Genomic DNA, 26,340 nt, shown 5'->3' with positions numbered 1-26,340 from the left:
TGATTTATTAGTTTTTTAACAAAATTAAAGAACGGAAAATTATTTTTAAAATAATTAACTTTAATTAACTAATTTCAATAAACTCTGTTACTGCCTTTACAGGTGAATTATTTTTATCATATGCAATATACGTTGCATAAAAACCTTCTCCATATCCGGTTTCAAAGGCAAAAATAGTTCCGGGATGTTCTTCTGAAGGTTTTAAGAATGCGTATTGATCTATCGCCCCGTTATCATCAAAAAAATGTTCATGGAAAAATTCTTCGTAAATTCCTGTGAAGTCTGCTCCTTTACTTTTATATAATTGTTGCTCTAATTCGTTAAGATTATTCTGAGTATCAACATCCATAAAACAGCCCATTCCGCTTTCTACAGGATACCCGAAAATTTCCCCTTCGGCTAAATCTTTAATATCTTGCCCGGCTGTAGTCGCCAATTTCCATTTGGAAATCTCCGAATTATTGAAAATAATCTCAGCATATGCTACACAATTACTTTCTCTTTCTTTATGTAACAAAACAGAAAAATTACCTGTAGGAAATTCAGCGGTAAAAGGCTGCATATCATTCGTAATCAAAGGATCGCAAGCAACCAGTTTCCCGCTGGAAAGATAGATTTTTCCAACTTCAAAACTTTCCAATAAAGGACTTTCTACAAAGTCTCTGGAGAAAAGTCTTTTTATGTTTTCTATGTGTGTCATTTTTTATTTGAAAATTGCCAGACTTATAAAGCCTGACAATTCATATTTAATTTTAAATTATAAACTTTTCAGCTTCTCTTCCAAAATAGCAATCTTATCAAGAGCATCTTTTTGTTTTTTTCGCTCAACTTCTACTATTTCAGGTTTTGCATTGGCAACAAACTTTTCGTTGGAAAGTTTTCTATCAACAGAAACTAAAAATCCTTTTAAATATTTTAATTCTTCTTCTGTCTTAATTTTTTCTTCTCCCAAATCCAGGTTTTCACTCAAAGGAATCGAAACTTCCGTTGATCCTACCAAGAAAGTAAAGCTCGGTTTATCTGTTTTTATTCCAAAATTAATTTCAGAAACATTTGCTAATTTTCTAATAACCGCTTCATTTTCAAAACTTGAAGCATTAGTATAAATTTCAGCAACCTCTTTTGGAGAAATACCTTTTGTCTGACGGTAATTTCTAACTCCTGAAATTAATTCTTGAGCAGTTTCAAAATTCTTAATAACATCCCCGTTGAAGCCTTCTGCTTTTTTCTGCTGAGAAATAATTAACGCCTCTTCTATACTTCTTTCCGAAATAGTTTGCCATACTTCTTCTGTCAGGAAAGGCATAAACGGATGAAGTAGCTTCATTAATTCTTCGAAGAATCCAATTGTTTTTTCATACACCTCCTTAGAGATACCTTCTCCATAATTTGGTTTTACAGCTTCCAGATACCAAGAACAGAAGTCATCCCAAATTAATTTATAGATTAAATGAAGCGCATCAGAAATTCTGAATTTTTCAAACTGATCATTAATCTCAACAACCGTTTTATTTAATTTATTTTCAAACCATTCTATTGTCTGTATTTCTGTTTCATTAGCCGGTTTATCCTCATGATTCCACATATTAATCAAACGGAAGGCACTCCAGATTTTCGTCATGAAATTTCGTCCCTGAAGCATCAAATCTTCATCAAAAAGCAGGTCATTTCCAGCTGCGGAACTTAATAAAATACCGACACGAACTCCATCTGCCCCATATTTATCCATTAATTCCAACGGATCCGGTGAATTCCCTAAAGATTTTGACATCTTTCTTCTCTGCTTATCTCTTACAATTCCTGTAAAATAAACATTTTTAAATGGAACTTCTTTTCTGTATTCCAATCCGGCCATAATCATTCTGGCAACCCAGAAGAAAATAATATCCGGACCTGTTACCAAATCAGAAGTAGGATAATAATAACTGATATCTTTATTTTCAGGATCTATCAAGCCATCGAATACGGACATTGGCCACAACCAAGATGAAAACCAAGTATCAAGAGCATCCTCATCCTGTCTTAAATCTTCAAGATCAGCTACAATTCCTTTTTGTTCTTCTAATACGACAAGAGCCTGATATTTATCTTCAGCAACTACGAAATCATTTTCTCCCTCACCATAATAGAACGCAGGAATTTGCTGTCCCCACCAGAGCTGACGGGAAATGTTCCAGTCACGAATGTTTTCCATCCAATGTTTGTAAGTATTTTTAAACTTCTCAGGATAGAATTTTACCTCATCGTCCATCACCACATCCAAAGCCGGTTTAGCAATTTCTGACATTTTCAGAAACCACTGAACCGAAACTTTAGGCTCGATAACCGCACCTGTTCTTTCGGAAGTCCCTACTTTATTTACATAATCTTCTGCTTTCAACAAAAGATTTTTTTCTTCTAATTCTTTTGCGATTTGTTTTCTTACGTCAAATCTGTTTTTCCCGGCATAATGTAAACCGTAATCATTTACATTGCCATCATCGTCAAGAGCATCAATCATTTGAAGATTATGCTTTTGTCCGATTTCATAGTCATTTATATCATGGGCAGGCGTAATTTTCAACGCCCCGGTTCCGAATTCAATATCAACATATTCATCTTCAATAATGGGAACCACTCTGTCTACGATAGGTACAATCACTTTTTTACCCTTCAAATGAGCATATCTCTCATCATTTGGATTGATACAAACCGCAGTATCTCCAAAAATAGTTTCGGGACGTGTTGTAGCTACTGAAAGAAATTCTTCCGAACCTTCGATTTTATATTTAAGGAAATATAATTTTCCGTTTTGCTCTTTAAATATTACTTCTTCATCAGAAATATTAGTCTTCGCTTCCGGATCCCAGTTTACCATTCTGTATCCTCTGTAGATAAGACCTTTATTATATAAATCAACAAAACTTTTGATTACCTGCTTAGAAAGTTTTTCTTCCATAGTGAAACGGGTTCTGTCCCAATCACATGAACAGCCTAATTTTTTCAGCTGCTCAAGAATTGTTCCTCCATATTTGTCTGTCCATTCCCAAGCGTGTTTTAAAAATTCTTCGCGGGTAATATCCGATTTATTGATCCCCTCAGATTTCAGTTTAGCAACAACTTTCGCTTCCGTAGCAATTGAAGCGTGATCTGTTCCCGGAATCCAACAAGCATTAAAACCCTGCATTCTTGCACGGCGAACCAAAACATCCTGAATGGTATTATTCAGCATATGCCCCATGTGTAAGATTCCCGTGACATTTGGCGGAGGAATTACAATAGTATAGGGAGGCTTGTCATTAGGCTCTGAATGGAAGTATTTGTTTTCCAACCAATAGCTGTACCATTTTTGTTCTGTTTCCTGTGGATTATATTTTTCTGAAATCTGCATAAATTCTATTTCTTTAGCTTACAATTTGCAAAAATAGTCCAAAGAAAAAAAATTTTAAGTATGAATTAAAATAATTTTTAACTTTGTTTCTCAAAATTTATCTAACAAACATATTAACATTCAAGAATATGAAAAAATTAATCGCAGGTATTGCATTATTCGGGACATTTGCTTTAGCATCTGCACAAACTATTACATTCGATCAAACTACTTTTGATTATGGTACAATCAAGCCTAGTTCTGACGGTACAAGATTTTTCACAGTAACTAACACAGGTGATAAGCCTTTGGTAATTTCTAATGTGAAAGCTTCTTGTGGATGTACAACTCCTGAATTCAACACAGATCCTATTATGCCAGGAAAAACTGCTAAAATCAAAGTCGGGTACAACACTGCTATCAACGGACCATTCAACAAAATGATTGAGGTATTTTCTAACGACGCTGCAAACAGCAGAACAGTAATCTATATCAAAGGTAACGTTGATGCTAATGCACCGGAAGTTGCTGCTGCTCCTGCTGCACCGGTAGACGCTAAAACTGCTAAGAAAGCTGCTAAAGCTGCAAAAAAAGTAGCTGCCGCAAAGTAAGCTCTACTCAAAAATAAAAAAAACCGTCTCAGTTGAGACGGTTTTTTTTATTACATTTATGTTTTAATGTTAGAACCAGATTTTAGAGATTACATTACACTAAACTGTTAAAAATTAATTTAATAATCTATATATGGACACCAATTTCTCAGATGATTTCGATGTTAGAGGAAAATTTTCAATCAAGAAAGTTTCTACAAAATATGAAGGAAAACTAACCAAAGAAGAAGGCACACAATTATTAATTCAGGAAAAAGAAAAGCTTCGTGAGCTTCAGGAAAGATTATATGCAGATGGAAGCAAATCTCTTCTGGTTGTGCTTCAGGCAATGGATGCAGCAGGAAAAGACAGCTTGATTGAACATGTTTTCGGAGGTGTCAATCCACAAGGATGCCATGTTACTAGCTTTAAAACTCCAAGTTCCAAAGAATATTCACACGATTTTCTATGGAGACATTATCTGGCTTTGCCTCAGAAAGGAATGATTGGTATTTTCAACCGTTCACACTATGAAAGTGTACTGGTTTGCAAAGTTCACCCTGAATATAACTTTAGCGAAAAAACATGGAACTCGGTAAAAGATTTTGATAATAAATTCTGGGAAAACCGCTACGAAAGTATCAGAAATTTTGAAAAACATCTGTCTCAAAACGGAACATCCATCGTGAAAATCTTTTTAAATGTTTCTAAAAAGGAGCAAAAACAAAGGTTTTTAGACAGGATTAACGAGCAGGAAAAAAACTGGAAATTTTCCATGGGCGATTTGCCTGAAAGGGCAGCATTTGATGAATATATGCAGGCATACGAAACCGCCATTAATGAAACCTCGAAGGAATATGCACCGTGGTATGTACTTCCCGCAGACGATAAATGGTTTGCAAGAGTTGCCGCCATCCAAATTATTATAGATACTCTGGAGAAAATGAAGCTGAAATACCCTAAACTCTCAGAAAAAGATAGAAAAGATTTGCAGGAAGCAAAAAAACAACTGGAAAGCGAATAATTATTAAAAACATTACCCTTCAACGGGTTAACAATAAAAATTTCTCATTAAAAATACACCAAAAAGTGAATAACTATTTTTTGGTGTATTTTTTTTATTTATATTTATCAAAAATTAATTTAAAATACCAAATCATTAAATTTTAATCATGAAAAAACATTTATTGTTATCAGCCTTTGTAATATTAGGCTTACTTTCCTGTGCTAATGAAGGAAATGCAGTGAACACACTTGAAAACATGAAAACTCCTGAGATGCAGGCTTTGGATAAAGCTTTTAAAAGTTTGGGGGATCCTAAAAACAGAGCAACCGAAGAAGAAAAAAGAAGTGGTTCTACTGAACTAAGTGACAGAAGAAAAGAACTTCTGGTCCCCGCATCCAAAGCTCTAATCCTTTCAACCGGCGTTTCTGAAAAAGAAATGATAACCAAAACCGGCGGTGATATCACAAAAATTATTGTTTGGGCAGTAGAAATCAACCTGAAAAAGAAAGATGAAATCAGAAAAAACCTTGGTCAAAACTAATTTCACAAATCACATCTTTTCAATCCAAAAATAATTTAACATGAAAAAAATAATCACATCTATAGTAATGCTTTTAGGAGTTACAGCTTTTTCTCAAAGCACAATTTTTGTAATGACCAATAATACTCCTTACAATATCGAAGCCCGGTTTTTAACAGGTCCTCAGTCTACTTCCATCACAACCCGCTATATGTATGCCGGGCCTACTGCATCTTTCCCAACATTTACAATTCCGCCCATGTTTTATACAAAATATGAAAAATTTGACAGTGTATGGGATCCTGCAAACAATCTCCCAATGAACACCTGGTATCTTATTGATCCAACAAATCCAGCAATTTCAGGAGTTTATCCACCTACCGATCCTATTATCACTTCTATGGTACCTCTTAACGAGTGGGGATTGATGGCATTCAGACTAGCAGATACCACAACTGGAGCAACGGCTGACAGTTACGAAGTGGGAGATCCTACTGTGTCTGCCAATTTAGGATTTTCAGTTCCCACCAGCCAAATAGGTGCAAACACAGGTTATTATGCACAATGGTATACCATAGGAAATATCACCTTCTTTCAAGTAGATTAAAAATAACATAACCATTAAACTTTAGATATGAAAAAACACTTATTAGCATCCTTTATTGTTTTAAGCTTAACGTCTTGCAGTAACGAAAAAACTGCAATAGACAATGTGGAAAACATGAAAACCACAGAAATGAAAAGTTTCAATAAAGCTCTGAGAAGTTTAGGCGAACCTAAAAACCGTCCTAATGAAGAGGAGAGAAGACAAAACTCTTTAGAATTAAGCGACAGAAGAAAAGAAATTTTGGTGCCTGCTTCTAAAGATTTAATTCTTTCAACGGGTGTATCAGAAAAAGAGCTTATGCGTCAAACAGGAGGTGATAAAACAAAAATAATTGTCTGGGCAAATAAGATTTATTTTGAAAAAGAAATGCAGATTAATAAAAACATGAAGCTTGAAAACTAATTAATCTATTATTTAATCCAAACAAATTTATTCACCATGAAAAAATTAGCGCTATTTATACTTCTATTTTTAGGAATTTTCACATTTTCACAAAGTCATACATTAGTTATCATAAATAATACAGGATATGACGCTGTAGGAAGATTATTCGCAGGCAGCCGCACTATTCCGGGTGGGCCGCTTATGTTTGCAAGTCCAAACTTGCCTTATGGTACTTATACGGTCCCTGCCGGGCAAACTGCAAAATATACTAGTTTTAATACCACTGCAGATCCTTTTGTAATGTTTCCTATAGCAACATGGAATATTGTAAACAATCCTAACCCTGCTTACAACGGGGCTCAGGCTTACAATTCTCCGGCAGTGACTTCAATGACATCATTAAATGAATGGGCTGGATTTATTTTCACCCTAAATGATGTTGCAGCAGCGACTACAATTGACAGCTATCAAATCGGAAATCCTGCAATTGCAGCCAATGCAGGTTTCCAGGTTAATTCAGATCAAACAGGAGCTAATTCCGGAATCTATGTACAATGGTTTTATGTAGATACAGTTCTTTATTTATTGATCAATTAACCGTAAATAAAGCAATATTAAAAATAAAAAACAGCGGAGAAAATTTCTCCGCTGTTTTTTTATAACAATAAATATTCAAATCAAAATCACGAGAAAATCTGTAAGCCGGATTTTGTACTTCCGAAGAAGTGCCTGTTATTTATCTGCGTTTTACATTGCTGCAAAACTTGAGCTGATTACCCCTCGGCTTTCAGAGCGAGCAACTCCTATTTTCATTACTGAAAAGAACCGATATACTTATCATTGCACCACAAAGAGTTTACCTGGTTTCACTACAGCCGAACTGTACATACTTTCTGTTGCACTTGTCCTACCCTCACGGGCGACGGATGTTATCCGCTTTGATGCTCTACGGTGTCCGGACTTTCCTACCCCTGAAAAACAGGAATCAACAAGCCGATTTTCTCGTGGCCGCAAAGATACAATTTAATGTAACAATTTCCCCATGTAATAATTTAACAATATAAAAATCTACTATTCTACGAATTGCTGCATTGTTAGATTATTAAAATTGTTAAATTGATATTTTGTCGTTATCTTCGTGCAACTTATATTTATATATCTACATTGGCTTCTAGAGAAAAAGAATTTGCGCAGCTTATAAAAGATAATCAGGGATTGATTATCAAGGTTTCGCGTCTTTATACCAATTCTCTTGAAGATGAAGAAGATCTTTTCCAGGAAATTGTCTTACAACTTTGGAGAAGCTATGATTCTTTTAAAGGAAATTCCAAAATTTCCACGTGGATGTATCGTGTTGCCCTCAATACAGCAATTACTCTTTTCAGAAAAAAAAGCAAAAGTCTGCCTACCAACGAATTAGATATCAACCATGCCGATTATATCGAAGATGATGATGAAAAACAGCAGCAGGTATCACTTTTGTATACTGTAATAAAGACTCTCCCCAACGTGGAAAGAGCTATCGTAATGATGTATCTGGATGATTTGCCTTACAAGGATATTGCAGAAAACCTCGGAATCACCGAAGTAAATGCGCGTGTGAAAATGAACAGATTAAAGAAAACCCTAAAAGAACAGATGGAAAAATATGCCTGAATTTGATTTAGACCGTTTTAAGAAAACATGGCAGGAACAGCCTGTTCAGCAGAAGTATGACAATAATGAGATTCTTCAGATGTTGAATAAAAAGTCACGCAATTACGTAAAATATATTTTCTGGATCAGCGTTTTTGAATTCCTTTTCTTTTCTGTAATGGGGCTGTTTTATTTCCTGCAAGGTGAAGAAACCACTACTTTTTTGAATGTTTTAGAAAAGTTAGGAGCTAAAAGAACCACTGAATTAGAAAATAATTTTGATAATATTTACTTAGGTTTAAAAATTTTAAGTTTGCTTGTTACCGCTTATTTTGTATTTAAATTTTATCAGAATTACCGTAAGATAAAAATTGAGGAAAATCTGAAAGCTCTCATCACAAGAATCATTAAATTTAAAAAAACGGTCAACGCATTTATATTAATCAGCATTGCCTTGCTGGTTGCTTTCACTTCAATTTTTACAGTTTTCATATTTTATGCCTTAAATTCTCAAAATATTGAGCCCGCAAATTCCGCATTGACTATCTTCATTATCGGAATCATATTAAGTACAGGGTTAACAGTTGCGCTTATTTGGCTTTATTACAGGCTGGTATACGGTATCATCATGAGAAAGCTTGACAAAAACCTGACTCAGCTGAAAGACATCGATTCTAAGGAAATTTAACATAAAATATATCCGGTTTAAGATTTATTCGTTAATTTTATTTAACCAAATCTTTCACTCTATGCTTTTATCTTATGTTTATGGTGCTTCTGACATCCCATTATTAGGACAAACTATTGGAAGCAACTTAAAAAATACAGTTGAAAAATTTCCAAATCACGAAGCGCTCATTTCTGTCCATCAAAATTACAGGGCAACCTATCAGGAGTTTTATAATCAAACAACTGCCGTAGCAAAAGCTCTGATATTCTTAGGTGCAAAAACCGGTGATAGAATAGGAATCTGGTCTACAAACCGCTACGAATGGGTTCTTTTACAATACGCAACAGCAAGAATTGGAACTATTTTAGTCAATATCAATCCTGCTTACAGAACCAGTGAACTGATTTTTGTACTCAACCAGTCTGAAATGACGTACATTTTCTCATCCCTCGCTTTCAAATCAAGTGATTATAAAAAAATGATTGCCGATGCTAGAGAATTCTGTACAACATTAAAATCAGAAATTTTCTTTGACGACAATTGGGATGAATTTTTAAACAACGGACAGGAAATTTCTGACGATACTTTACACAGTTTTGAAGAACATGTACAGTTTGACGATCCTGTAAATATCCAATATACATCGGGAACAACCGGTTTCCCGAAAGGGGTGACACTTTCACATCACAATATTCTCAATAACGGATATTTTATAGGCATACGTTTAAAGTATTCGGAAAGAGATAGAGTTTGTATTCCTGTCCCGTTTTATCATTGTTTTGGAATGGTAATCGGGAATATGTGTTGCACGGCTCACGGTGCTTGTATGGTTATTCCTAATGACAGTTTCGACCCGGATATTACCTTAAAAGTAGTTTCTGACGAAAAATGTACGTCATTATATGGCGTCCCAACCATGTTTATTGCCGAGCTTGCTGTAAAAGATTTTAATACTTTTGATTTTTCCAGTTTAAGAACCGGTGTGATGGCAGGTTCTGTCTGCCCGCCTGAAATCATGAAAAAAGTAGAAAATCTAATGAATATTAAGGAAATGAGCATCTGCTACGGAATGACCGAAACATCGCCCGTATCCACTCAAACCCTGATTGGCACACCATTAGAAAAACAGGTAAGTACAGTAGGAACTGTCCAGGATCATCTTGAAATAAAAATAATTGATGAAAACGGAAGAATTGTTGAGCGAGGCGAACACGGTGAGCTTTGCACAAGAGGTTATTCTGTGATGTTAAAATATTGGAACGATCCTGAAAATACAAAAAAAGTAATCGATGAAGGAAGATGGATGCATACAGGGGATCTTGCTATGATGGATGAAAATGGCTATATAACCATTTCAGGAAGAATAAAAGATTTAATTATTCGTGGAGGGGAAAATATTTCGCCAAAAGAAATTGAAGATTTTTTATATACCTATCCTAATATTCTGGATGTTCAGATTATCGGAGTTCCAAGTGAAAAGTTTGGTGAAGAAGTTATGGCTTGGGTGAAAGTGAGACAAGGTTTTGATGTTACTGAAGAAGAACTTTTAGATTATTGCAAAGGCAAAATTGCTCATTATAAAGTTCCGAGATTCTGGAAATTTGTGGATGAATTTCCAATGACGATTTCAGGAAAAATACGTAAAGTCGAAATGCGGGAAGTATCTGTAAAAGAGCTTGGATTAGAAAAAATGAGTGATTATTAAAATTAATTTTACAACATATAATAAAAAAGCATTTCAAAAGTGAAATGCTTTTTTATTTTAAAGTTCTTTTCTTAATCTCGCTACAGGAATATTAAGCTGTTCTCTATATTTGGCAATTGTTCTCCTTGCAATATTATATCCTTGCTCTTTCAGGATCACTACCAAAGCATCATCTGTAAGTGGTTTTCTCTTATTTTCTTTACTGATAACTTCCTGAAGATGATTTTTAATTTCTTTTGTAGAAACTTCCTCTCCATCATCATTTGTAAGACTGTCAGAGAATAAATCTTTAAGATATATGATACCGTTTGAAGTATCGGCATATTTACTTTTTACCACCCTAGAAATAGTAGAAATATCAAAACCTGTAATATCTGCAATATCTTTCAAAATCATTGGCCGCAGGGATTTTTCATCTCCTGTAATAAAATAATCTTTCTGAAATTTTACAATAGCCGTAATCGTTTGCAATAAAGTATTCTGGCGCTGATTAATAGCATCTATATACCATTTTGCAGCATCAAGCTTTTGTTTAATAAATAAAGCAGCCTGTTTATGCTCAGACGAATTTTTATCGTGAGAATAAGTTGTCAGAATATCTTTGTATTCTTCTGAAACTCTTAAAGTAGGTGCATTTTTGCTGTTAAGCATAGGAATTACCATCCCGTCTTTTACCTGAATCACAAAATCAGGAATAATTTCCTGATTAATTGTAATCGTCTGTGTATCAAAATTTCCGCCTACTTTTGGAGATAGTTTCGATATTTCATCTAAAGCATCTTTAAGATCTTCTTCTTCAATATCATATTTCTGAATGATTTTGTTGTAATGCTTATTCGTCAAGGCATCAAACTGATGTCTCAGAATATTGGCAGCCAACGAAACTGCTTTATCAGAACTGACCTTTTTTTCAATCTGTAAAAGAAGACATTCCTGAAGCCCTCTTGCCCCTACTCCGGGTGGATCAAGTTTCTGAATATAGTTTTCCAGAATATCATCTACTTTTTCTTTTGTAGTATAAATTCCCTGAGAAAACGCCAAATCATCAACAATAGACTTGATTTCTCTTCTTAAATATCCGTCTGTATCAAGATTTCCAATGATATATTCTGCGATTTTCACGTCTTCCGGATTGATATTCACAAGGTGAATCTGCTCCAAAAGATAATCATAAAGAGACTGTCCTTCCGTCAGCAGGCTTTCATTGTCAAATTCTTCATCATCCGGAGAATAGTTGCTGGATGCGGTTTTATAGGTAGGTTCGTCGTCGTAAAGATACTCGTTTACATCAAAATCAGTCTCAATGCTTTCTGTGCCTTCATTTTCATAAGAATCTTCCAAAGAAGAATAATCATCCTCCTTAGATTCTTCTTTAGCGATTTCCAAAGCAGGATTTTCTTCTAACTCTCTTTCCAATTCCTCTTCAAATTCCAAAGTGTGAAGCTGGATTAGCTTCATCAATTGAATTTGCTGGGGAGCCAACTTCTGTCCTAATTTGAGTTGTAAATGTTGTTTAAGCATATTCCTTTTTGTGTTTTAACATAACATATTCTACGAATTTAATGATTTTTTTGATACAAAACAGCTTTTAGCACGATTTTTGCAGTACTTGTGGTACATAATAAACTATTTAAATAAACAAAAAGCCTTAAATATTACTTTAAGGCTTTTTTATTGTCTAAAACTCTGCATTTTTCGGTGTTCTCGGGAAAGGAATCACATCTCTGATATTGGTCATTCCTGTTACGAAAAGCACCAGCCTCTCCAATCCTAATCCAAATCCTGCATGTGGTACAGAACCAAACTTTCTCGTATCAAGATACCACCAAAGTTCATGCTCATCAACATGCATGTCTGCCATTTTTTGTTTTAAAACATCCAATCTTGCTTCTCTTTCAGAACCTCCGATGATTTCTCCGATTCCCGGGAAAAGCACATCCATGGCAGCAACAGTTTTGTCATCGTCATTCAGTTTCATATAGAATGCTTTGATTTCCTTCGGATAATCAAATAAAACTACCGGGCTTTCAAAATGCTTTTCAACCAAATATCTTTCATGTTCAGACTGAAGATCAGTTCCCCAGCTTTCAACCGGATACTGGAATTTTCCTTTTTTATTTTCTTTTGAGTTCATTAAGATCTCAATTGCTTCTGTATAGCTTACACGCTTAAAACGTTTAGCAATAACATTCTGAAGCTTTTCGATAAGTCCTTCTTTTGCTCTGTCTTTTTCAGCTTTTCCTTTCTGTTCTTCCGCAAAACGTTTATCTAAGAAGTCCAAATCATCTTTACAGTTATCCAAAACATACTGAATTACATATTTCAGGAAATCTTCTGCCAAATCGATGTTGTCTTCAAGATTATTGAAAGCAACTTCCGGTTCTATCATCCAGAATTCCGCCAAGTGACGTGTTGTATTTGAGTTTTCGGCACGGAAAGTAGGTCCGAAAGTATATATTCTTCCCAACCCCATTGCTGCAGTCTCACCTTCAAGCTGTCCGGAAACCGTTAAATTTGTCTTTTTACCAAAGAAATCCTGTGCAAAATCAATATCTCCCTGCTCATCTCTTGGAATATTGTTCAGATCAAAATTTGTCACGCCAAACATTTCTCCCGCTCCTTCTGCATCAGCTCCCGTGATTACCGGTGTGTTGATATAAAAGAACTGATTTTGGTTAAAGAAAGAATGTACTGCAAAACTCACCGCATGACGTACTCTGAAAACAGCTCCAAATAAATTGGTCCTGAATCTCAAATGTGCCTGGTCTCTCAGAGTTTCCAATGAGTGTTTTTTAGGCTGAAGAATTGTTTTATCCCTTTCTTCTGTAAAGTTATCTCCTAGAATTGTAATTTTTTTAGCTACAATTTCAACACTTTGTCCCGCTCCCTGGCTTTCTACAACTTCACCAACAATCTTTAAAGATGCTGCCGTACTGATTTTACTAATAATTTCTTCGTCGAAATTTTCGAAATCAACAACTATCTGCAAATTATTAATCGTAGAACCATCATTTAGTGCTATAAAGCGATTTGCACGGAATGTTCTTACCCAACCGTAAACCGTAATATCATGATGTAATACTTTCTTGTAATCCTGTAGGATTTCCTTAATTGTCTGCTTTTTCATTTGTTGATTATAAATTTTCGTATAAAAATTAATGTCTGCAAAGTTACAAAAAAACAGCGCAATTTGATGATTACGCTGCCTTTTTACAAAATCATTTATCAATTATTTAACTAAAAACTATGCTTAAAATATCATTTAATTAAAGAATATTGATTTTTTATGACGTTTTCCGTTTCTTATTTTCCATGCATGATAACAGCTTGGGACATCAAATTGCCATTTTGGAAGAAGTAAAACAATCAGGATAACATCGATGTGAGAAATAAACCCTAATCCCACAGCAAGATAAAATGCCCAGCCTGCTTCCTGAAATCCTATCAGATACGTAAAAGCAATCAGTAAACTTAGCCCCCACATTTTCGCCAGAAAAGCATGCGTACAGGTTTCTTTACCAAATTTCCAAATACTGACAATATAGCAAAGTGCTTCCATTACGAAAATTAAAAGAATTCCTTCCCATTCATCTTTTATTAACTCAGGGTTTAAAAGGTAAGAAGCAAAACCTAATGAAAGCCAGAAAACCAAATCCGTCTGACTGTCTAATCTTCTTAATTTTTCTGAGGAACCTCCAGCCTTTCGAGCAATAATTCCATCAAAAATATCTGTGAATAATCCTATATACATCAATATCAGAATTAAAAACCGTGATTCTTCACCTTTGAAATAAGCTAAAGAAAGAATAATCGGCGCAAAAATAAACCTCGTGGCGACTAATAAATATGGTATAGCTTTCATGGTTGCAATCTTTTAAATATTAAATTATAATGAAATGTTTTCCAATCATTCATTATTAAAAACATTCCATTACAGAAAAAGTAGTTGGTTTGAACATGAAGATTATTATCTTTATCAACAGTAAAACGAGATTTCTGAAAATTCCATCCGCCAAAAACTAAGGGAATTGCTTCTATCATAAACCTTTTCTCTTTTAAATATAAAAAACCGTCATTTTTAAGTTTTACGCTCAAATCTTTATCAAATAATAATTTTTCTTTTTTATAAATTTTTACATTTAGTTTTTTTTCATTAATAATTTTCAGCTTCAGATTTACAGCTCTTATATCATACTTACTCTTAAAAACGAACATATTCGTATTTCTGTCAAAAACATCAGCAAGACTATTAATGTAAACCGACTGGCCCTCAATAGGATAATTATCGTAATTTCCGTCTATAGATCCTAAATTATTTATGTTTAATCCTTCATTATTGTTTTTAACATTTCTAAAACCAGCACAATTAATCATCGTTAAAATACAACATAGGCAAAAAAATATTTTTCTCATAATTCATTATTTTAAAATTTATGATTCAAAATTATTTGCAAAAAACACAAAAGTGAATGCGAAAAAAAATTAAAATAAATGAGTACATTTGTGAAAATCACAAAACATGTATCAGGAAGCTTTGCTTAAAGAAATCCGCAGAAAAATCGGTGTTAAATCATTAAATGATGAGATTGCCAATATTCTCAATATCAGCTATGATGCCGCTCACAGAAGAACCTCTCTAAAAGCAAAATTCAGTTTTGAAGAAGCATTGGAGCTGGCAAAATACTATCAAATTTCCTTAGACCAATTTTTAGGAACAGAAAATCAATTGGTCGTAAAAAGGACACAACCCGTAAGAACAACAAAAGATCTTTTGAGCTATTTTGAAAGTTCATTGAAAATTTTAAATGTTTTTCAGGATATTACTCATTCTCAAGTATTTTATTCAGCTAAGGATATTCCATTCTTTTATACCATTTCAGATTCTATTTTGTCACGCTTCAAATTTTATGTCTGGATGAATTTATTGAACCAGGATAAATTTTTAAGCCCGTTTCATGAATTTAATTTAGCATATCACTCTCCGAAGAATGATATGCTTGTTCAATTATATGAAAAACAAAACGTTACGGAAATCTGGAATGATACCACAATTTTAAGTGCTTTAAGACAAATAAATTTTTACTTTGAAATAGGATTATTAAAAAGAAATGATGCTGATTTAATTTTGGAAAACTTAAAGGAATTATTAAAAGATTTAGAAAATAAAACTTTGGAAAAGCCTAATTTCCAGATATTTGTAAATGATTTGGTCATTTTAAATAATAGTATTTTATTTAAAAATGAATACCAAAATTCATTTTTTATCCCTTTCAGTATGTTTGGATATATGATGACAAATGATGAGATGACTTGTCAGGATTCTCTGAGCTATTTTGAACATCAAATTAAGAATTCAAAATCATTGAACACATCAGGAAACCGAGAAAGAAAAATTTTCTTTAATAAAATGTACAAACAGATTGAAAATGTAAAGGAAACGCTTTAAAAAAAACAAAAAAACAAATTTTAGCCTTTATTATTCGTCTTTTTTAGAAGGAACTAAAAAGACATCAATAAGGCCTTCCGGAAGTTGCATTTTGATAACTCTTTCTTCTCTGTCTACTTCAATAATCCAGTCTTTGATCATGGGAATAACAACCTCTTTTCCGTCAAGATTAGTAATAAAATAAACCTGGGCCGTCTGATCGTTTACCGATCTTATAACGCCGCAGTCATTATCATTTTCATCAAAAATATTATACCCTATGATTTCGTGATAATAGAATTGTTTTCCAGATAATTTCGGTAAAGTAGCAAGCGGTAAATATACATTTTTACCTAAAGATTGATCTACTAATGCCTCCGAAGAGTTTTTAAAAGCAATGTTCAGAGCATCTAATTTGCTCCAAGATGATTTTGCAATAAAAAAAGGAACCAATAACCCGTTGATTTCAACGAATATTGATTCCAGTTTATTATAAAGCTCGGGTTGATCTGTATCCAATTTAAGGATAACATTTCCCGCAAGGCCATGTCTGCGTGTGATTTTTCCTAATAAATAGCAATCTTCTTTACGCATACAGATTTGTTTTATTAAGCCTCAGTGTTTTCTTCAGTTTCAGCAGCAGGAGCTTCACCTTCTGTAGCTTCAGCAACTTCCTCAGCAGGTGCGTTAGCAGCTTCTTCAGCAGCTTTAGCATCTGCGTCAGCTTGTGCAGCAGCAGCAACTCTAGCTTCATTTACTTTAGCTTCAGCTTCTAAAGCAGCTTTCTTAGCGTCAGCTTGAGCTTTAGATAAACCTTCTACTTTACCTTGTACTTTTGAATCTTTAGCCTCTACCCATGCATTGAATCTTTTTTCAGCTTCAGCCTCATCAAAAGCTCCTTTAGCAACACCACCTTGTAAGTGTTTTTTGTAAAGTGCACCTTTGTAAGAAAGGATAGCTCTTGCAGTATCAGTTGGCTGAGCACCGTTGTTTAACCACTTTACAGCAGAATCAACGTTCAAATCGATAGTAGCAGGATTAGTAATTGGGTTGTAAGTTCCTAGTTTCTCGATGAATCTACCATCTCTTCTTGATCTAGAATCTGCAACCACGATGTGGAAAAAAGGTTTTCCTTTTTTACCGTGTCTTTGTAATCTGATTTTTACTGACATAATGTTTGAATTTTACGGGAACTCGTCCCAGTTAAATATTTAAGAGTGCAAAGATAAACAAAAAATCTAATCTGACAACTAAATAAATATAACAATTTATCAGTCTGATAATTGATAATCTTTACTCCCAATTTTATTGCTCAATCAATAAATTTAGATTCTTATATTGATTTAACTTCTCCCATATAGAAAAGGCCAAGACATTTTTGGTTTTCTTCGATTGTCAAGGAATCTTTCAGATGGTCAACAATTTTCGGAGAACTCCAATAGCAACCAATCCCGTTTGCAGTACAGGTAAGATACATATTCTGTACAGCCATCGAAACTGCGGCAATTTCTTCCCATTCCGGAACCATTCCACTGAAATTAACGACAATAGATACCACAGCATCCGCTTTATTGATTTTAAAACCAATATCATTATATTTTTTTTCCAGAAAAAGTTCGGGTTGTGAAGCTTTGTAGATAGCCTGCATTTCTGAAGCTAATTGTGCTTTTTCTTCACCTTTGAATATTTTGAAACGCCAAGGCTTAGTACGTTTATGATTGGGAGCAAATGTCGCTGAATTCAGAATTTCACCGATAATTTCCTGAGGAATCTCTTTTTCACTGTAATCTTTTGGAAAGATACTTCTTCTTTGCTCTATGATTTCTTTTAAAACGTCTGCTTTATTCATTAAGCGAAATTACGAAAAAGTTGATGTTTAATTCTTTCTAATGATAGTTTTTTGATATTAAAAATTTAGAATCCTCCTTCCTTAAAAACTGAAAGGAACAACTCATCATTCAATAATTATAATACTTCCACAATTTCCTGATGAATTTTATTCAATGTAAAATCATCACCCGCTTTCATACCTATCATCTTTTTAGCCATAGGGCTTTCAGGGGAAATAGCATAAAATCTGTCGCCTTCATAAAAGAACTCACCCAAAGAAACAGAAATGTAAAAACGGGCTTTATTAGTGATTACCAAAGAGCCCAGCTGAATTCTTTCGGTTGAGTTATTTAAAACTTTTGCCATATTTTTATTCAAATCATTCAGTGCGGCAAGTTGTCTCTGCATCTGATAAATTTCCTCCTGCATTTCTTCTCTCATGCTATCATATTTGGGAGTTTTTTTGATGTCACGGCTTGCTTCCAGTGTAAATTCGATAAAATTTTTCAGCTTCCTGATCTTTTCTGCGATCACTGCTTTTACATAATTTCTTATCCCATTTTTTTCAAATACAATCTTCTCCATAAATCGAATCTTTACATAAAGATAATATTTTTTAAATAATTTTCATCCGACTCAATATAAAATAATTGTCCAAAATGCTTTTTAATGAAACAGGTAAAAAGGACTTTAATAAAAAAGCCCTGTAAAATTTACAAGGCTTTTATTTTATTTTTCAACCAGTGTTTTCAGATTATTAAGACCTTCTTCGTACGATTTTCCCATTTGGAAATCCATCATTGGCCTCATTATTTTCATCATAGCATCTTGCTCGGTATCCATAGTCCAGGTTACTTTTGTAGAATTTCCTTCAGGAGACAAAACGATTTCAGAAGTTGCCTGTCCTTCAAAAGGTTTTATAAAGATCATTTCTGTTTTTTGCTTTTCATTTAAAATTAATTCTTTAATTTCCTGACAGCCAGCTCCTGCATCATTATTTTTGCTATCCCAACAATATTTATCACCTACTTCTCCTGAATTTCCGGTATAGGTAATTTTCATCGTTTTATCTAGTTTCATCCAGGGGTTCCATTGGTTAAAAGCTTTCATTGAGCTTATCTGCTGCCAAACTTTTTCTTTAGGAGCATTGATTACCATTGATTTTTCATAATGATAATCTTTACCGAAAACCAGCATTGCAATCACAACGTAAGCAATAATTAAGAGAATAATTACGCCAAGAATCTTCAAAATTGTTTTCATAGTTTAAATATTTAGAGTTTTAATTTTTAACATTATACATTATAAGTGTAAAACTTGTTGTCAAAATTAGTCATTCCCTCCACATTTCAACTTTGCATATGACAAGATATTAAAGATAAAGCATTTTTGTCACAGCTTCTCATTCAGGCATTATTTTTGAGCATTTTCGCTGTCGGTTCATCAGAATCATTAAATTTACATTAATTAAAAATTAGAATATGAATATTTTAACTGAAAAATTTAATACACCATATCATTCTGCACCATTTAACAATATTAAAAATGAAGATTACCTTCCTGCTTTTAAGGAATTAATTCAAAAATCTGAAGAAGAAATAGATGCCATCGTCAACAATCCGGAAGAACCGACTTTCGAAAATGTGATTGAGGCACTGGCATACTCAGGAGAGCAACTTGATGTGGTTTCTAATATATTTTTCAACTTAAATTCGGCAGAAACAAGCGACGAACTACAACAACTTGCTCAGGAAGTTTCCCCGATTTTGACGGAATATTCTTCAAAAATTTCTCAAAACGAAGCTCTTTTCAACAAAATCAAAAAAGTATATGATGAAAAAGAGAAATATAATCTGAATGAAGAGCAACAAATGCTTCTGAATGAAACATATAAAGGTTTTGTGAGAAGCGGCGCTTTATTGAATGAAGAAGACAAGGAAAAACTAAAGAAAATCAGCATGGATTTATCTTTAAAGTCACTTCAGTTCGGGCAAAATGTATTGGCTTCAACGAATAATTATTTTAAACACATCACCAATAAAGAAGATTTGGCAGGAATTCCTGATGCTATTTTGGAACAATATGCCGAAGAAGCGAAAGAAAGAAACCTGGAAGGCTGGGTTGTGACATTGCAATATCCAAGCTACATTCCGTTCATGACGTATGCTGAAAATCGGGAATTAAGAAGAGAGCTTGCATTGGCAAACGGTAAAAAATCTTTTGATGGTGGTGAATTTGACAATCAGAATTTGATCAAAGAACTTCTTACTTTAAAACAACAAAAAGCGGAACTATTAGGTTATAAAGATTATGCAGACTATGTTTTGGAGGAAAGAATGGCAAAATCTCCAACAAAGGTTATTGACTTTTTGAATGAACTTTTAACTAAAGCAAAACCTTATGCAGAAAAAGAAATCGAAGAATTGAAATCTTTGGCAAAAGCCGACGGAATAGATGAAATACAGGGTTATGACCACGCATTTTATGCAGAAAAACTTCGTAAAGCAAAATATGATTTAAATGATGAAGAATTAAAACCTTACTTCCCTTTGAGTCAGGTCCAGGATGCTGTTTTCGGATTAGCAGATACATTATTCGGATTGACTTTTGAAGAAAGAGATGACATTCCGAAATATCATGAAGACGTAAAAGTTTATGAAGTTAAAGAAAACGGTGAGTATAAATCTTTACTTTATGTTGATTATTTTCCGAGAAAAGGCAAAAGAGCCGGAGCCTGGATGACGAGCTACAAAAATCAGTATAAAAAAGATGGCGAAAATTCCCGTCCGCATATTTCTATTGTTTGCAATTTCAGCAAACCGACAAAAGATACACCGAGTTTATTAACGTTTCAGGAAGTGACAACTTTGTTCCACGAATTTGGCCACGCTCTTCACGGAATGCTGGCGAACACACAATACCCTACTCTTTCAGGAACTTCTGTGAAATGGGATTTTGTGGAATTACCTTCCCAGTTTTTGGAAAATTTCTGTTATGAACCGGAATTCCTAAAAACTTTCGCCAGACATTATAAAACAGGAGAAGTTCTTCCGAACGAAAAAATTGAGAAAATAGCTCAGTCTAAAAACTTTATGGAAGGTTATCAGACGTTGAGACAACTAGGTTTCGGATTGTTGGATATGAATTACCATACGAGAGTTGGAGAGTTGGAGAATAAGAGCGTAAAGGAGTTTGAGGATTCTTATACTAAAGCGACTCAACTATATCCGGTAAATCCTGAAACAGCAATGAGTCCAAGTTTTTCCCATATTTTTCAGGGTGGATATTCTGCGGGATATTATTCTTACAAATGGGCGGAAGTTCTGGATGCTGATGCTTTCCAATATTTTAAAGAAAACGGAATTTTCAATCCTGAAATTGCTGCAAAATATAAAATCCTTCTTTCTTCAGGAGGAACAACAGATCCGATGGAATTGTATAAGAATTTCAGAGGTAGTGAACCGAAAGTGGAGAGTTTGTTGAAGAGAGCGTTTGGGTAAAATAAAAAAAATTCTAAAAATATCAACTGCTCTATCATAAAACCTAATGGAAATTTGGATTGGTTGACTGTTACTCCGAGCTGGCAGATTATCATTATCCCAAACTTTTCAAATAAATTCAACCCATGAATACTATCACACAAAGATTAGAAAATGTAAAAAAACTCCAGGCAAAAAGATGGGAAAATGAAGATCATTGGGATACTTTAAACGATCTGTTGATCAAAGAATTAGATGAGATTCTTCTTATTGAGCCTGAAAATACTTCGGCTTTAATCAATATCGGAGCGATTTATTCTGATATGGGAGAAAATGAAACAGCTTTGCGTTATTTAAAAACAGCTCTGAGCCTTGGGTCGGATGATAAGAATCTCTTTATAAATCTGGCAATCGTCATGATTTATATGGAAAAACATCAGGAAGAGTATTTAGAATACCTTGAAGAAGCAGAAGATAAAACTGAAAATTCCCTCACTTTTAAAGCTTATTTCGATCCTCAATCTCATTAAAAAACTATTTCCCAATATAATATTAAAATTCTACAGCCATGTTAATAGCAATTTTACTCCCCTTTTTATCTTTCATTCTTCGCGGAAAAATTATCACGGGAATTATTTGCCTGATTTTACAAATTACATTAATCGGGTGGCTTCCTGCGGCAATTTGGGCGGCTTTATCTTTAAACAATGAAAGAGCAGAGAAAAGAAACAAAAAATTGATTCGAGCAGTGAAAGAAAGTCAAAAGTAATCAAAATTAATGCTTTTATGAAATAAAGTTTTTTACCATATTTACATTTTTATTATTCTCAATCACCTGCAAATCTCAAACTGCACGAAAAGATAAATTTGACTTTTATTTTGAAATATCAAAAAATAATTGGTCTGAAAACAACGACAAAATAGTTGGCAAAAAAAAGGGAGATACTGCTATTTTAAGGCTTGGATATTGGAAAGGTGATTGTTGTGGAGGTATTCCTCATGCTCAAAATATCTCAGCAAAAATGCTAAACGACACCCTGTTTATAATTTGAATAATATCCGCCGTCAAAACTGCAACAGTGCTATCCGTACATGTAGTTCAGCGATTGACTTAATATAAAAATTTGATTTTAAAAAATCAGAAAAGGTATAAGTAATATGATGAATTTATTATCATTTACGGGTTTAATGGTGATTATGGTGATATGTAATCCGTTTCAAAATTCTTTCAAAACATTTCAGATGATCAGAATGCAACATTTTTATAATTACGAAAAATAAATTTCGTAAAAGATTTTGTCATAAGATTTAAACTATATATATTTACATAATTAGTTATATAATAAATTATAAAACAATGAATGTTTTTGAGAAAACCGGAAAAATGGCTTTAGGAAGCAGAATGAGAGCCCTAACAGCCAAAATGACTGAAGATGCAGCCAAAATATATGAAATGTATAATGTAGAAGGGTTTGTTCCGAAATGGTTTCCTGTATACTTTTTATTATCTGAAGAAGGAGAGAAAACCATCACGGAAATCGCAGAAGAAATCGGTCATTCCCAACCTTCTGTTACCAAGATTGTTAAAGAAATGGTGGTTGCAGGATTGATTAACGATACCATCCAATCCCAGGACAAACGCAGAAATATTGTAGCACTTTCCCAAAAAGGAATGGCTCTTTCGGCTACTATAAAAACTCAATGTAACGATATTGACAACGCAGTGGAACTTATGCTCAACGAAGCAAGCCATGACATTTGGGAAGCCATCAGAGAATGGGAACATTTGCTGGAAAAGAAATCTTTGTTTAAAAGAGTTCAGGATCAGAAAAAAAACCGTGAAAGCAAAGATGTAGAAATCGTAGAATATGACGGAAAATATCAGGAAGCTTTTAAATCTTTAAACGAAGAATGGATTTCAACTTATTTCGAAATGGAAGAAGCCGATTATAAAGCACTAAACAACCCAAAAGAATATATTCTCGATAAGGGAGGGAAAATTTTTGTTGCACTTTATAATAATGAGCCGGTTGGAGTTTGCGCTTTGATAAAAATGAATGATCCCCATTATGAATATGAAATGGCAAAAATGGCAGTTTCACCAAAGGTTCAGGGAAAAAGTATCGGTTGGCTTCTTGGTCAGACCATTGTAAAAGAGGCAAAAAAGCTGGGAGCTTCTACCTTATATCTCGAAAGCAATACCATTTTAAAACCTGCTGTCAGTCTTTACTATAAGCTTGGTTTTGAAAAAGTTGCAGGACATTCTACGCCTTACAAACGCTGCAATATCCAAATGGAACTTAACTTAAAAAACAAATGAAATGCGAGAGAAAATACCGCAAAGTGTTGACAGACAAGATTTAATTAAAATTTTAGGTGCAGAACTCATAAGTGCAGAAAAGAGAAGTAAAAATTACGCGCGATTTCTCGGATGATCTACGGATTCTCTTATGCAGGAGTTGCGATAAGTATGATAAACGCCCGCAATAAAAAACAATAGAGAATAATTGAATGAAACACTTAATTTAAAGTAAATAATTATCCTATTCTTGACAGAACTCATTAAAAATTTCATCCATAATGATAGATTTTTCTTTACCTTAGTTTAAGAATTAAAAACAAGCGTATACAGACATGGCAGAAGAACTTTATTTCTTAAAAACCAATCCAGTAATTGCCAAAATCAACTTGTACAATAAGCTTTGCCGTGAAGAACAAAGTGCACTCACTTTTATGAATGATGATCAAAAAACCAGTCTGGAACTCATCAAAAAAAAAGTGCAGGAATCCTCAATTGAAAGCCTGACTAAAGAAGAATTATTATGCCTTTTTTCTTGGTTTAATAATCAGTATCAGCCCAATAATGAAGAAATTAAAAACCAGCTTTTCATTAATGGTTTGGATCTTTTTTATGAAATTCCTGCAAATGCTGATGTTAAAAAATTTCAACAAATACTTTCAGACTACGAAAAAATTTCACAAAAGAATTTGAATTACATTTTAAATGCCGAAAGTTTTAATCAATTTCTCATTTATGGAATATTTTACACAAGCTTAATCCAAAAAGAAAAAAGAGAAGAAACCATCCTCTCTGATTATCTTAAATCTGATAATAAAACACTATATTCTCTTGCTGAAAATCAGTTTAATGCAAAAACCTTTGAAGCCGATCCTGCTTTAAGTAAATATTTTTCTGATTTATACGACGCAACAAAATTTTATAAAGGAACGATTATAAAGCTTGATAAATAATGTTATTTAATGTAACGGTTTTAAGCCGGAAGATGTAATTTTATAAATTTTTGAAACTATTGATCAAAATAACATTCGCCTTTTAAATTTTTAAATAAAAGCCTGTGAAATTTATTTTTGAACTTCCTGATCAAAACCAATATTATTTCTGGCTTTTGCCAACATAGGAATTGAAATAAGTCCCATTATAAGCATAATCACAATTTGCAGAGGTAAAGAGATGAAAGAATAGGTAAGCCCCATTTCACCGCCCAATTCAGCACTTTTTCCAACTGAGAGAAATAACGCCATAAAGCCATATTTCATTGCTAAATTAAACGCTCCAATTCCCCCACTCGCTGGAATCATCATCCCTAAAGTTCCCACAACAATAATAAAGAAACCGTCAGCAACAGTAAAGGTGGATGTTTCCGGCAAAGCAAAACACACCAGATAGGCCGCAAAATAATAGGAAACCCAGATCCCGATCGTATAAAAAATGAATTTCCCTTTTTGCTTTAATTTAAATATGGAAGTCAGTCCCTGAAGAATACCTTTCCCAAAGTTAATAAGCATTTCTTTTTTATATTTATAGAAAAGAGCTAAACCTAATACTATCAATAAACAGATGCCCGCTTTAAAATAAAAATAAAATGAATCAAAATCATTTACACCCAGTTTCATCATCTGACGCTCAAAAAAATTAGGTACAAATTGCTCTTTTTCATCTTTCTTATTTACTACAAAATCATAGAAAGAAAGAATTGCATTGAATTTAAATATCAGCGTGAGAAGCAGAAATCCAAGCATACAAACCAAATCTACTACCCTTTCCAGAATAATTGTTCCGAAAGACTGGTCAACAGGCACTTTTTCTACTCCATACAAAGCCGTTGCTCTCGCCACTTCCCCACTTCTGGGAATCGTAAGATTCATCAGGTATCCAAAAGAAATTGACCAAAGTGAATTTGAGTTTGAAATAGAATGTCCCATTGGTTCCAGCATCAGGTTCCAACGAATCGCCCTGAACCAATAGGCGGAAATCCCAAAACATGCAGCAAATAAAACCCACCAGTAATTGGCTCTTGCCAAAGACTTCTGTATTACATTAAAATCCAGACCTTTAAGAGCAAACCACAAAAAAAAGCCTGCAAAAGCAAGCGAGATTACTATTGTAAGAATTGATTTTATAGGATTTGATGATTTTTTCTCCATGAATTATGTCAAAAGGTTTGTTTTTTCGTCAGGGAAAACGATTTTCGGCTGGAAATTTTGTGCTTCTTCAGGAGTCATCTGTGCATAGGCAATGATAATAATGATATCATCTCTCTGTACTTTTCTCGCAGCAGGCCCGTTCAGACATACTTCTCCAGACTTTCTTTTTCCTTTGATAACATAGGTATCAAAGCGCTCACCGTTATTCACATTCACAATATAAACCCTTTCGCCAACCACCAAACCGGCAGCCTCAATAAGGTCTTCATCTATTGTAATACTTCCAATATAATTCAGGTCAGAAGCCGTAACTCTCACCCTGTGAATCTTAGACTTAAAAACTTCTATTAACATGGTGCAAATTTATTAATAAAAATTTATAAAATGGGCTTTTAAAATGATTTTAAAACTAACAGATACACAGCTCATTAATTTTATTATAAGCATTTTTTTTGATTTTTACTTACAAAATCTACAATCATATCCTGAAAACTATTAATACTTTATATAGAATTCAGGATTTAATAAATACAGGAAATAATTTACCATTTTTGCTAAAGTCAATACACATAAGCATTTGGCATGATTTTAGCAGCCCGTAACGTAGTTTTTACGTGAAAACTTAAATTATCATATTTTAACCATTTTCACTAAAAAGTAAAAAAATTATATATATTTTTATAAAAAAATTGCA

Annotated in this window: 28 protein-coding genes and 1 other RNA gene; 15 read left to right on the top strand and 14 right to left on the bottom strand. The window is 33.7% G+C overall.

Going from position 1 to position 26,340, the window contains the following annotated elements:
• Positions 1 to 64 precede the first annotated feature (64 nt).
• Positions 65 to 700, bottom strand: coding sequence for a DUF4241 domain-containing protein (locus ACM39_RS11070; RefSeq protein ID WP_048511108.1), 636 nt, complete (start codon positions 698 to 700; stop codon positions 65 to 67).
• Positions 701 to 757: 57 nt separating this feature from the next.
• Entirely contained in the window at positions 758 to 3,370 is a 2,613-nt protein-coding gene (locus tag ACM39_RS11065) for a valine--tRNA ligase (RefSeq protein WP_048511107.1), read from the bottom strand.
• A gap of 128 nt (positions 3,371 to 3,498) precedes the next feature.
• Between ACM39_RS11065 and ACM39_RS11060 the strand changes: the two genes are divergently transcribed.
• From ACM39_RS11060 to ACM39_RS11035, 6 genes are all read left to right on the top strand, one after another.
• Complete coding sequence (locus tag ACM39_RS11060) at positions 3,499 to 3,960, top strand: DUF1573 domain-containing protein (RefSeq protein ID WP_048511106.1); 462 nt, start codon at positions 3,499 to 3,501, stop codon at positions 3,958 to 3,960.
• A gap of 133 nt (positions 3,961 to 4,093) precedes the next feature.
• Positions 4,094 to 4,963, top strand: coding sequence for a PPK2 family polyphosphate kinase (locus ACM39_RS11055; RefSeq protein WP_048511105.1), 870 nt, complete (start codon positions 4,094 to 4,096; stop codon positions 4,961 to 4,963).
• Between the two features lie 148 nt (positions 4,964 to 5,111).
• Complete coding sequence (locus tag ACM39_RS11050) at positions 5,112 to 5,486, top strand: hypothetical protein (RefSeq protein WP_048511104.1); 375 nt, start codon at positions 5,112 to 5,114, stop codon at positions 5,484 to 5,486.
• Positions 5,487 to 5,526: 40 nt separating this feature from the next.
• Positions 5,527 to 6,072 carry a hypothetical protein gene (locus ACM39_RS11045; RefSeq protein ID WP_048511103.1) on the top strand — a complete coding sequence of 182 codons (546 nt, stop codon included), beginning with the start codon at positions 5,527 to 5,529 and terminating at the stop codon, positions 6,070 to 6,072.
• A 27-nt stretch (positions 6,073 to 6,099) separates the two neighbouring features.
• On the top strand, positions 6,100 to 6,474 hold the full coding sequence (locus ACM39_RS11040) for a hypothetical protein (RefSeq protein WP_048511102.1): 375 nt from the start codon (positions 6,100 to 6,102) through the stop codon (positions 6,472 to 6,474).
• 36 nt (positions 6,475 to 6,510) lie between these two features.
• Complete coding sequence (locus ACM39_RS11035; protein ID WP_048511101.1) at positions 6,511 to 7,053, top strand: hypothetical protein; 543 nt, start codon at positions 6,511 to 6,513, stop codon at positions 7,051 to 7,053.
• An 85-nt stretch (positions 7,054 to 7,138) separates the two neighbouring features.
• Here the strand turns inward: ACM39_RS11035 and rnpB are convergent.
• Positions 7,139 to 7,461: RNase P RNA component class A (rnpB, locus tag ACM39_RS18725), an RNA gene on the bottom strand.
• Between the two features lie 159 nt (positions 7,462 to 7,620).
• On the opposite strand from rnpB, the gene ACM39_RS11030 reads away from it, so the two are divergent.
• The 3 genes from ACM39_RS11030 to ACM39_RS11020 all read left to right on the top strand — a co-directional run bounded on the left by ACM39_RS11030 (position 7,621) and on the right by ACM39_RS11020 (position 10,466).
• Positions 7,621 to 8,112, top strand: coding sequence for an RNA polymerase sigma factor (locus tag ACM39_RS11030; RefSeq protein WP_048511100.1), 492 nt, complete (start codon positions 7,621 to 7,623; stop codon positions 8,110 to 8,112).
• Positions 8,105 to 8,779, top strand: a complete 675-nt coding sequence (locus tag ACM39_RS11025) for a hypothetical protein (protein WP_048511099.1) — start codon at positions 8,105 to 8,107, stop codon at positions 8,777 to 8,779. The genes ACM39_RS11030 and ACM39_RS11025 overlap by 8 nt, the downstream gene beginning before the upstream one ends.
• Before the next feature lie 61 nt (positions 8,780 to 8,840).
• Positions 8,841 to 10,466 carry an AMP-binding protein gene (locus tag ACM39_RS11020; RefSeq protein WP_048511098.1) on the top strand — a complete coding sequence of 542 codons (1,626 nt, stop codon included), beginning with the start codon at positions 8,841 to 8,843 and terminating at the stop codon, positions 10,464 to 10,466.
• A gap of 57 nt (positions 10,467 to 10,523) precedes the next feature.
• On the opposite strand, the gene rpoN is transcribed toward ACM39_RS11020, so the two are convergent.
• From rpoN to ACM39_RS11000, 4 genes are all read right to left on the bottom strand, one after another.
• Positions 10,524 to 11,987 carry an RNA polymerase factor sigma-54 gene (gene rpoN / locus ACM39_RS11015; RefSeq protein WP_048511097.1) on the bottom strand — a complete coding sequence of 488 codons (1,464 nt, stop codon included), beginning with the start codon at positions 11,985 to 11,987 and terminating at the stop codon, positions 10,524 to 10,526.
• A gap of 157 nt (positions 11,988 to 12,144) precedes the next feature.
• The gene (gene asnS, locus ACM39_RS11010) at positions 12,145 to 13,593 is read right to left on the bottom strand and encodes an asparagine--tRNA ligase (RefSeq protein ID WP_048511227.1); all 1,449 of its coding nucleotides are present in this window, start codon (positions 13,591 to 13,593) and stop codon (positions 12,145 to 12,147) included.
• A gap of 135 nt (positions 13,594 to 13,728) precedes the next feature.
• Positions 13,729 to 14,328 carry a CDP-alcohol phosphatidyltransferase family protein gene (locus ACM39_RS11005; protein ID WP_048511096.1) on the bottom strand — a complete coding sequence of 200 codons (600 nt, stop codon included), beginning with the start codon at positions 14,326 to 14,328 and terminating at the stop codon, positions 13,729 to 13,731.
• Positions 14,325 to 14,879, bottom strand: a complete 555-nt coding sequence (locus ACM39_RS11000) for a hypothetical protein (protein WP_131701447.1) — start codon at positions 14,877 to 14,879, stop codon at positions 14,325 to 14,327. The genes ACM39_RS11005 and ACM39_RS11000 overlap by 4 nt, the downstream gene beginning before the upstream one ends.
• A 106-nt stretch (positions 14,880 to 14,985) precedes the next feature.
• Between ACM39_RS11000 and ACM39_RS10995 the strand changes: the two genes are divergently transcribed.
• Positions 14,986 to 15,912 (top strand): hypothetical protein, encoded by a 927-nt coding sequence (locus ACM39_RS10995; protein WP_048511094.1) that lies wholly within the window; start codon positions 14,986 to 14,988, stop codon positions 15,910 to 15,912.
• 30 nt (positions 15,913 to 15,942) lie between these two features.
• Here the strand turns inward: ACM39_RS10995 and rimM are convergent, their stop codons facing one another.
• The 5 genes from rimM to ACM39_RS10970 all read right to left on the bottom strand — a co-directional run bounded on the left by rimM (position 15,943) and on the right by ACM39_RS10970 (position 18,984).
• The gene (gene rimM / locus ACM39_RS10990) at positions 15,943 to 16,485 is read right to left on the bottom strand and encodes a ribosome maturation factor RimM (RefSeq protein ID WP_048511093.1); all 543 of its coding nucleotides are present in this window, start codon (positions 16,483 to 16,485) and stop codon (positions 15,943 to 15,945) included.
• A 14-nt stretch (positions 16,486 to 16,499) separates the two neighbouring features.
• The gene (locus ACM39_RS10985; RefSeq protein WP_048511092.1) at positions 16,500 to 17,063 is read right to left on the bottom strand and encodes a 30S ribosomal protein S16; all 564 of its coding nucleotides are present in this window, start codon (positions 17,061 to 17,063) and stop codon (positions 16,500 to 16,502) included.
• A 161-nt stretch (positions 17,064 to 17,224) separates the two neighbouring features.
• On the bottom strand, positions 17,225 to 17,740 hold the full coding sequence (locus ACM39_RS10980; RefSeq protein WP_048511091.1) for a nitroreductase: 516 nt from the start codon (positions 17,738 to 17,740) through the stop codon (positions 17,225 to 17,227).
• A 116-nt stretch (positions 17,741 to 17,856) separates the two neighbouring features.
• Complete coding sequence (locus ACM39_RS10975) at positions 17,857 to 18,306, bottom strand: hypothetical protein (RefSeq protein WP_048511090.1); 450 nt, start codon at positions 18,304 to 18,306, stop codon at positions 17,857 to 17,859.
• Positions 18,307 to 18,450: 144 nt separating this feature from the next.
• Positions 18,451 to 18,984: an SRPBCC family protein gene (locus ACM39_RS10970; protein ID WP_228377103.1), complete on the bottom strand. Its 534-nt coding sequence runs from the start codon at positions 18,982 to 18,984 to the stop codon at positions 18,451 to 18,453.
• A 218-nt stretch (positions 18,985 to 19,202) separates the two neighbouring features.
• On the opposite strand from ACM39_RS10970, the gene ACM39_RS10965 reads away from it, so the two are divergent.
• From ACM39_RS10965 to ACM39_RS10945, 5 genes are all read left to right on the top strand, one after another.
• Positions 19,203 to 21,221: a M3 family metallopeptidase gene (locus tag ACM39_RS10965; RefSeq protein ID WP_048511089.1), complete on the top strand. Its 2,019-nt coding sequence runs from the start codon at positions 19,203 to 19,205 to the stop codon at positions 21,219 to 21,221.
• Positions 21,222 to 21,346: 125 nt separating this feature from the next.
• Positions 21,347 to 21,730, top strand: a complete 384-nt coding sequence (locus ACM39_RS10960) for a tetratricopeptide repeat protein (RefSeq protein ID WP_048511088.1) — start codon at positions 21,347 to 21,349, stop codon at positions 21,728 to 21,730.
• 38 nt (positions 21,731 to 21,768) lie between these two features.
• A complete protein-coding gene (locus ACM39_RS10955; RefSeq protein ID WP_048511087.1) occupies positions 21,769 to 21,969 on the top strand; it encodes a YqaE/Pmp3 family membrane protein in 201 nt (66 codons plus the stop codon).
• A gap of 588 nt (positions 21,970 to 22,557) precedes the next feature.
• A complete protein-coding gene (locus tag ACM39_RS10950; protein ID WP_048511086.1) occupies positions 22,558 to 23,520 on the top strand; it encodes a helix-turn-helix domain-containing GNAT family N-acetyltransferase in 963 nt (320 codons plus the stop codon).
• Positions 23,521 to 23,834: 314 nt separating this feature from the next.
• Positions 23,835 to 24,452: a hypothetical protein gene (locus tag ACM39_RS10945; protein ID WP_048511085.1), complete on the top strand. Its 618-nt coding sequence runs from the start codon at positions 23,835 to 23,837 to the stop codon at positions 24,450 to 24,452.
• 111 nt (positions 24,453 to 24,563) lie between these two features.
• Here ACM39_RS10945 and ACM39_RS10940 read toward each other — a convergent pair whose 3' ends face one another.
• Together ACM39_RS10940 and panD are read right to left on the bottom strand one after the other, a co-directional pair.
• Entirely contained in the window at positions 24,564 to 25,646 is a 1,083-nt protein-coding gene (locus tag ACM39_RS10940; protein ID WP_048511084.1) for a lysylphosphatidylglycerol synthase transmembrane domain-containing protein, read from the bottom strand.
• 3 nt (positions 25,647 to 25,649) lie between these two features.
• Positions 25,650 to 26,000, bottom strand: coding sequence for an aspartate 1-decarboxylase (panD, locus tag ACM39_RS10935; RefSeq protein ID WP_048511083.1), 351 nt, complete (start codon positions 25,998 to 26,000; stop codon positions 25,650 to 25,652).
• Between the last annotated feature and the right edge of the window lie 340 nt (positions 26,001 to 26,340).

Source organism: Chryseobacterium sp. FH2, from assembly GCF_001045455.1.
Taxonomy (GTDB): domain Bacteria; phylum Bacteroidota; class Bacteroidia; order Flavobacteriales; family Weeksellaceae; genus Chryseobacterium.
This window is presented reverse-complemented; position numbering and strand designations above follow the sequence as displayed.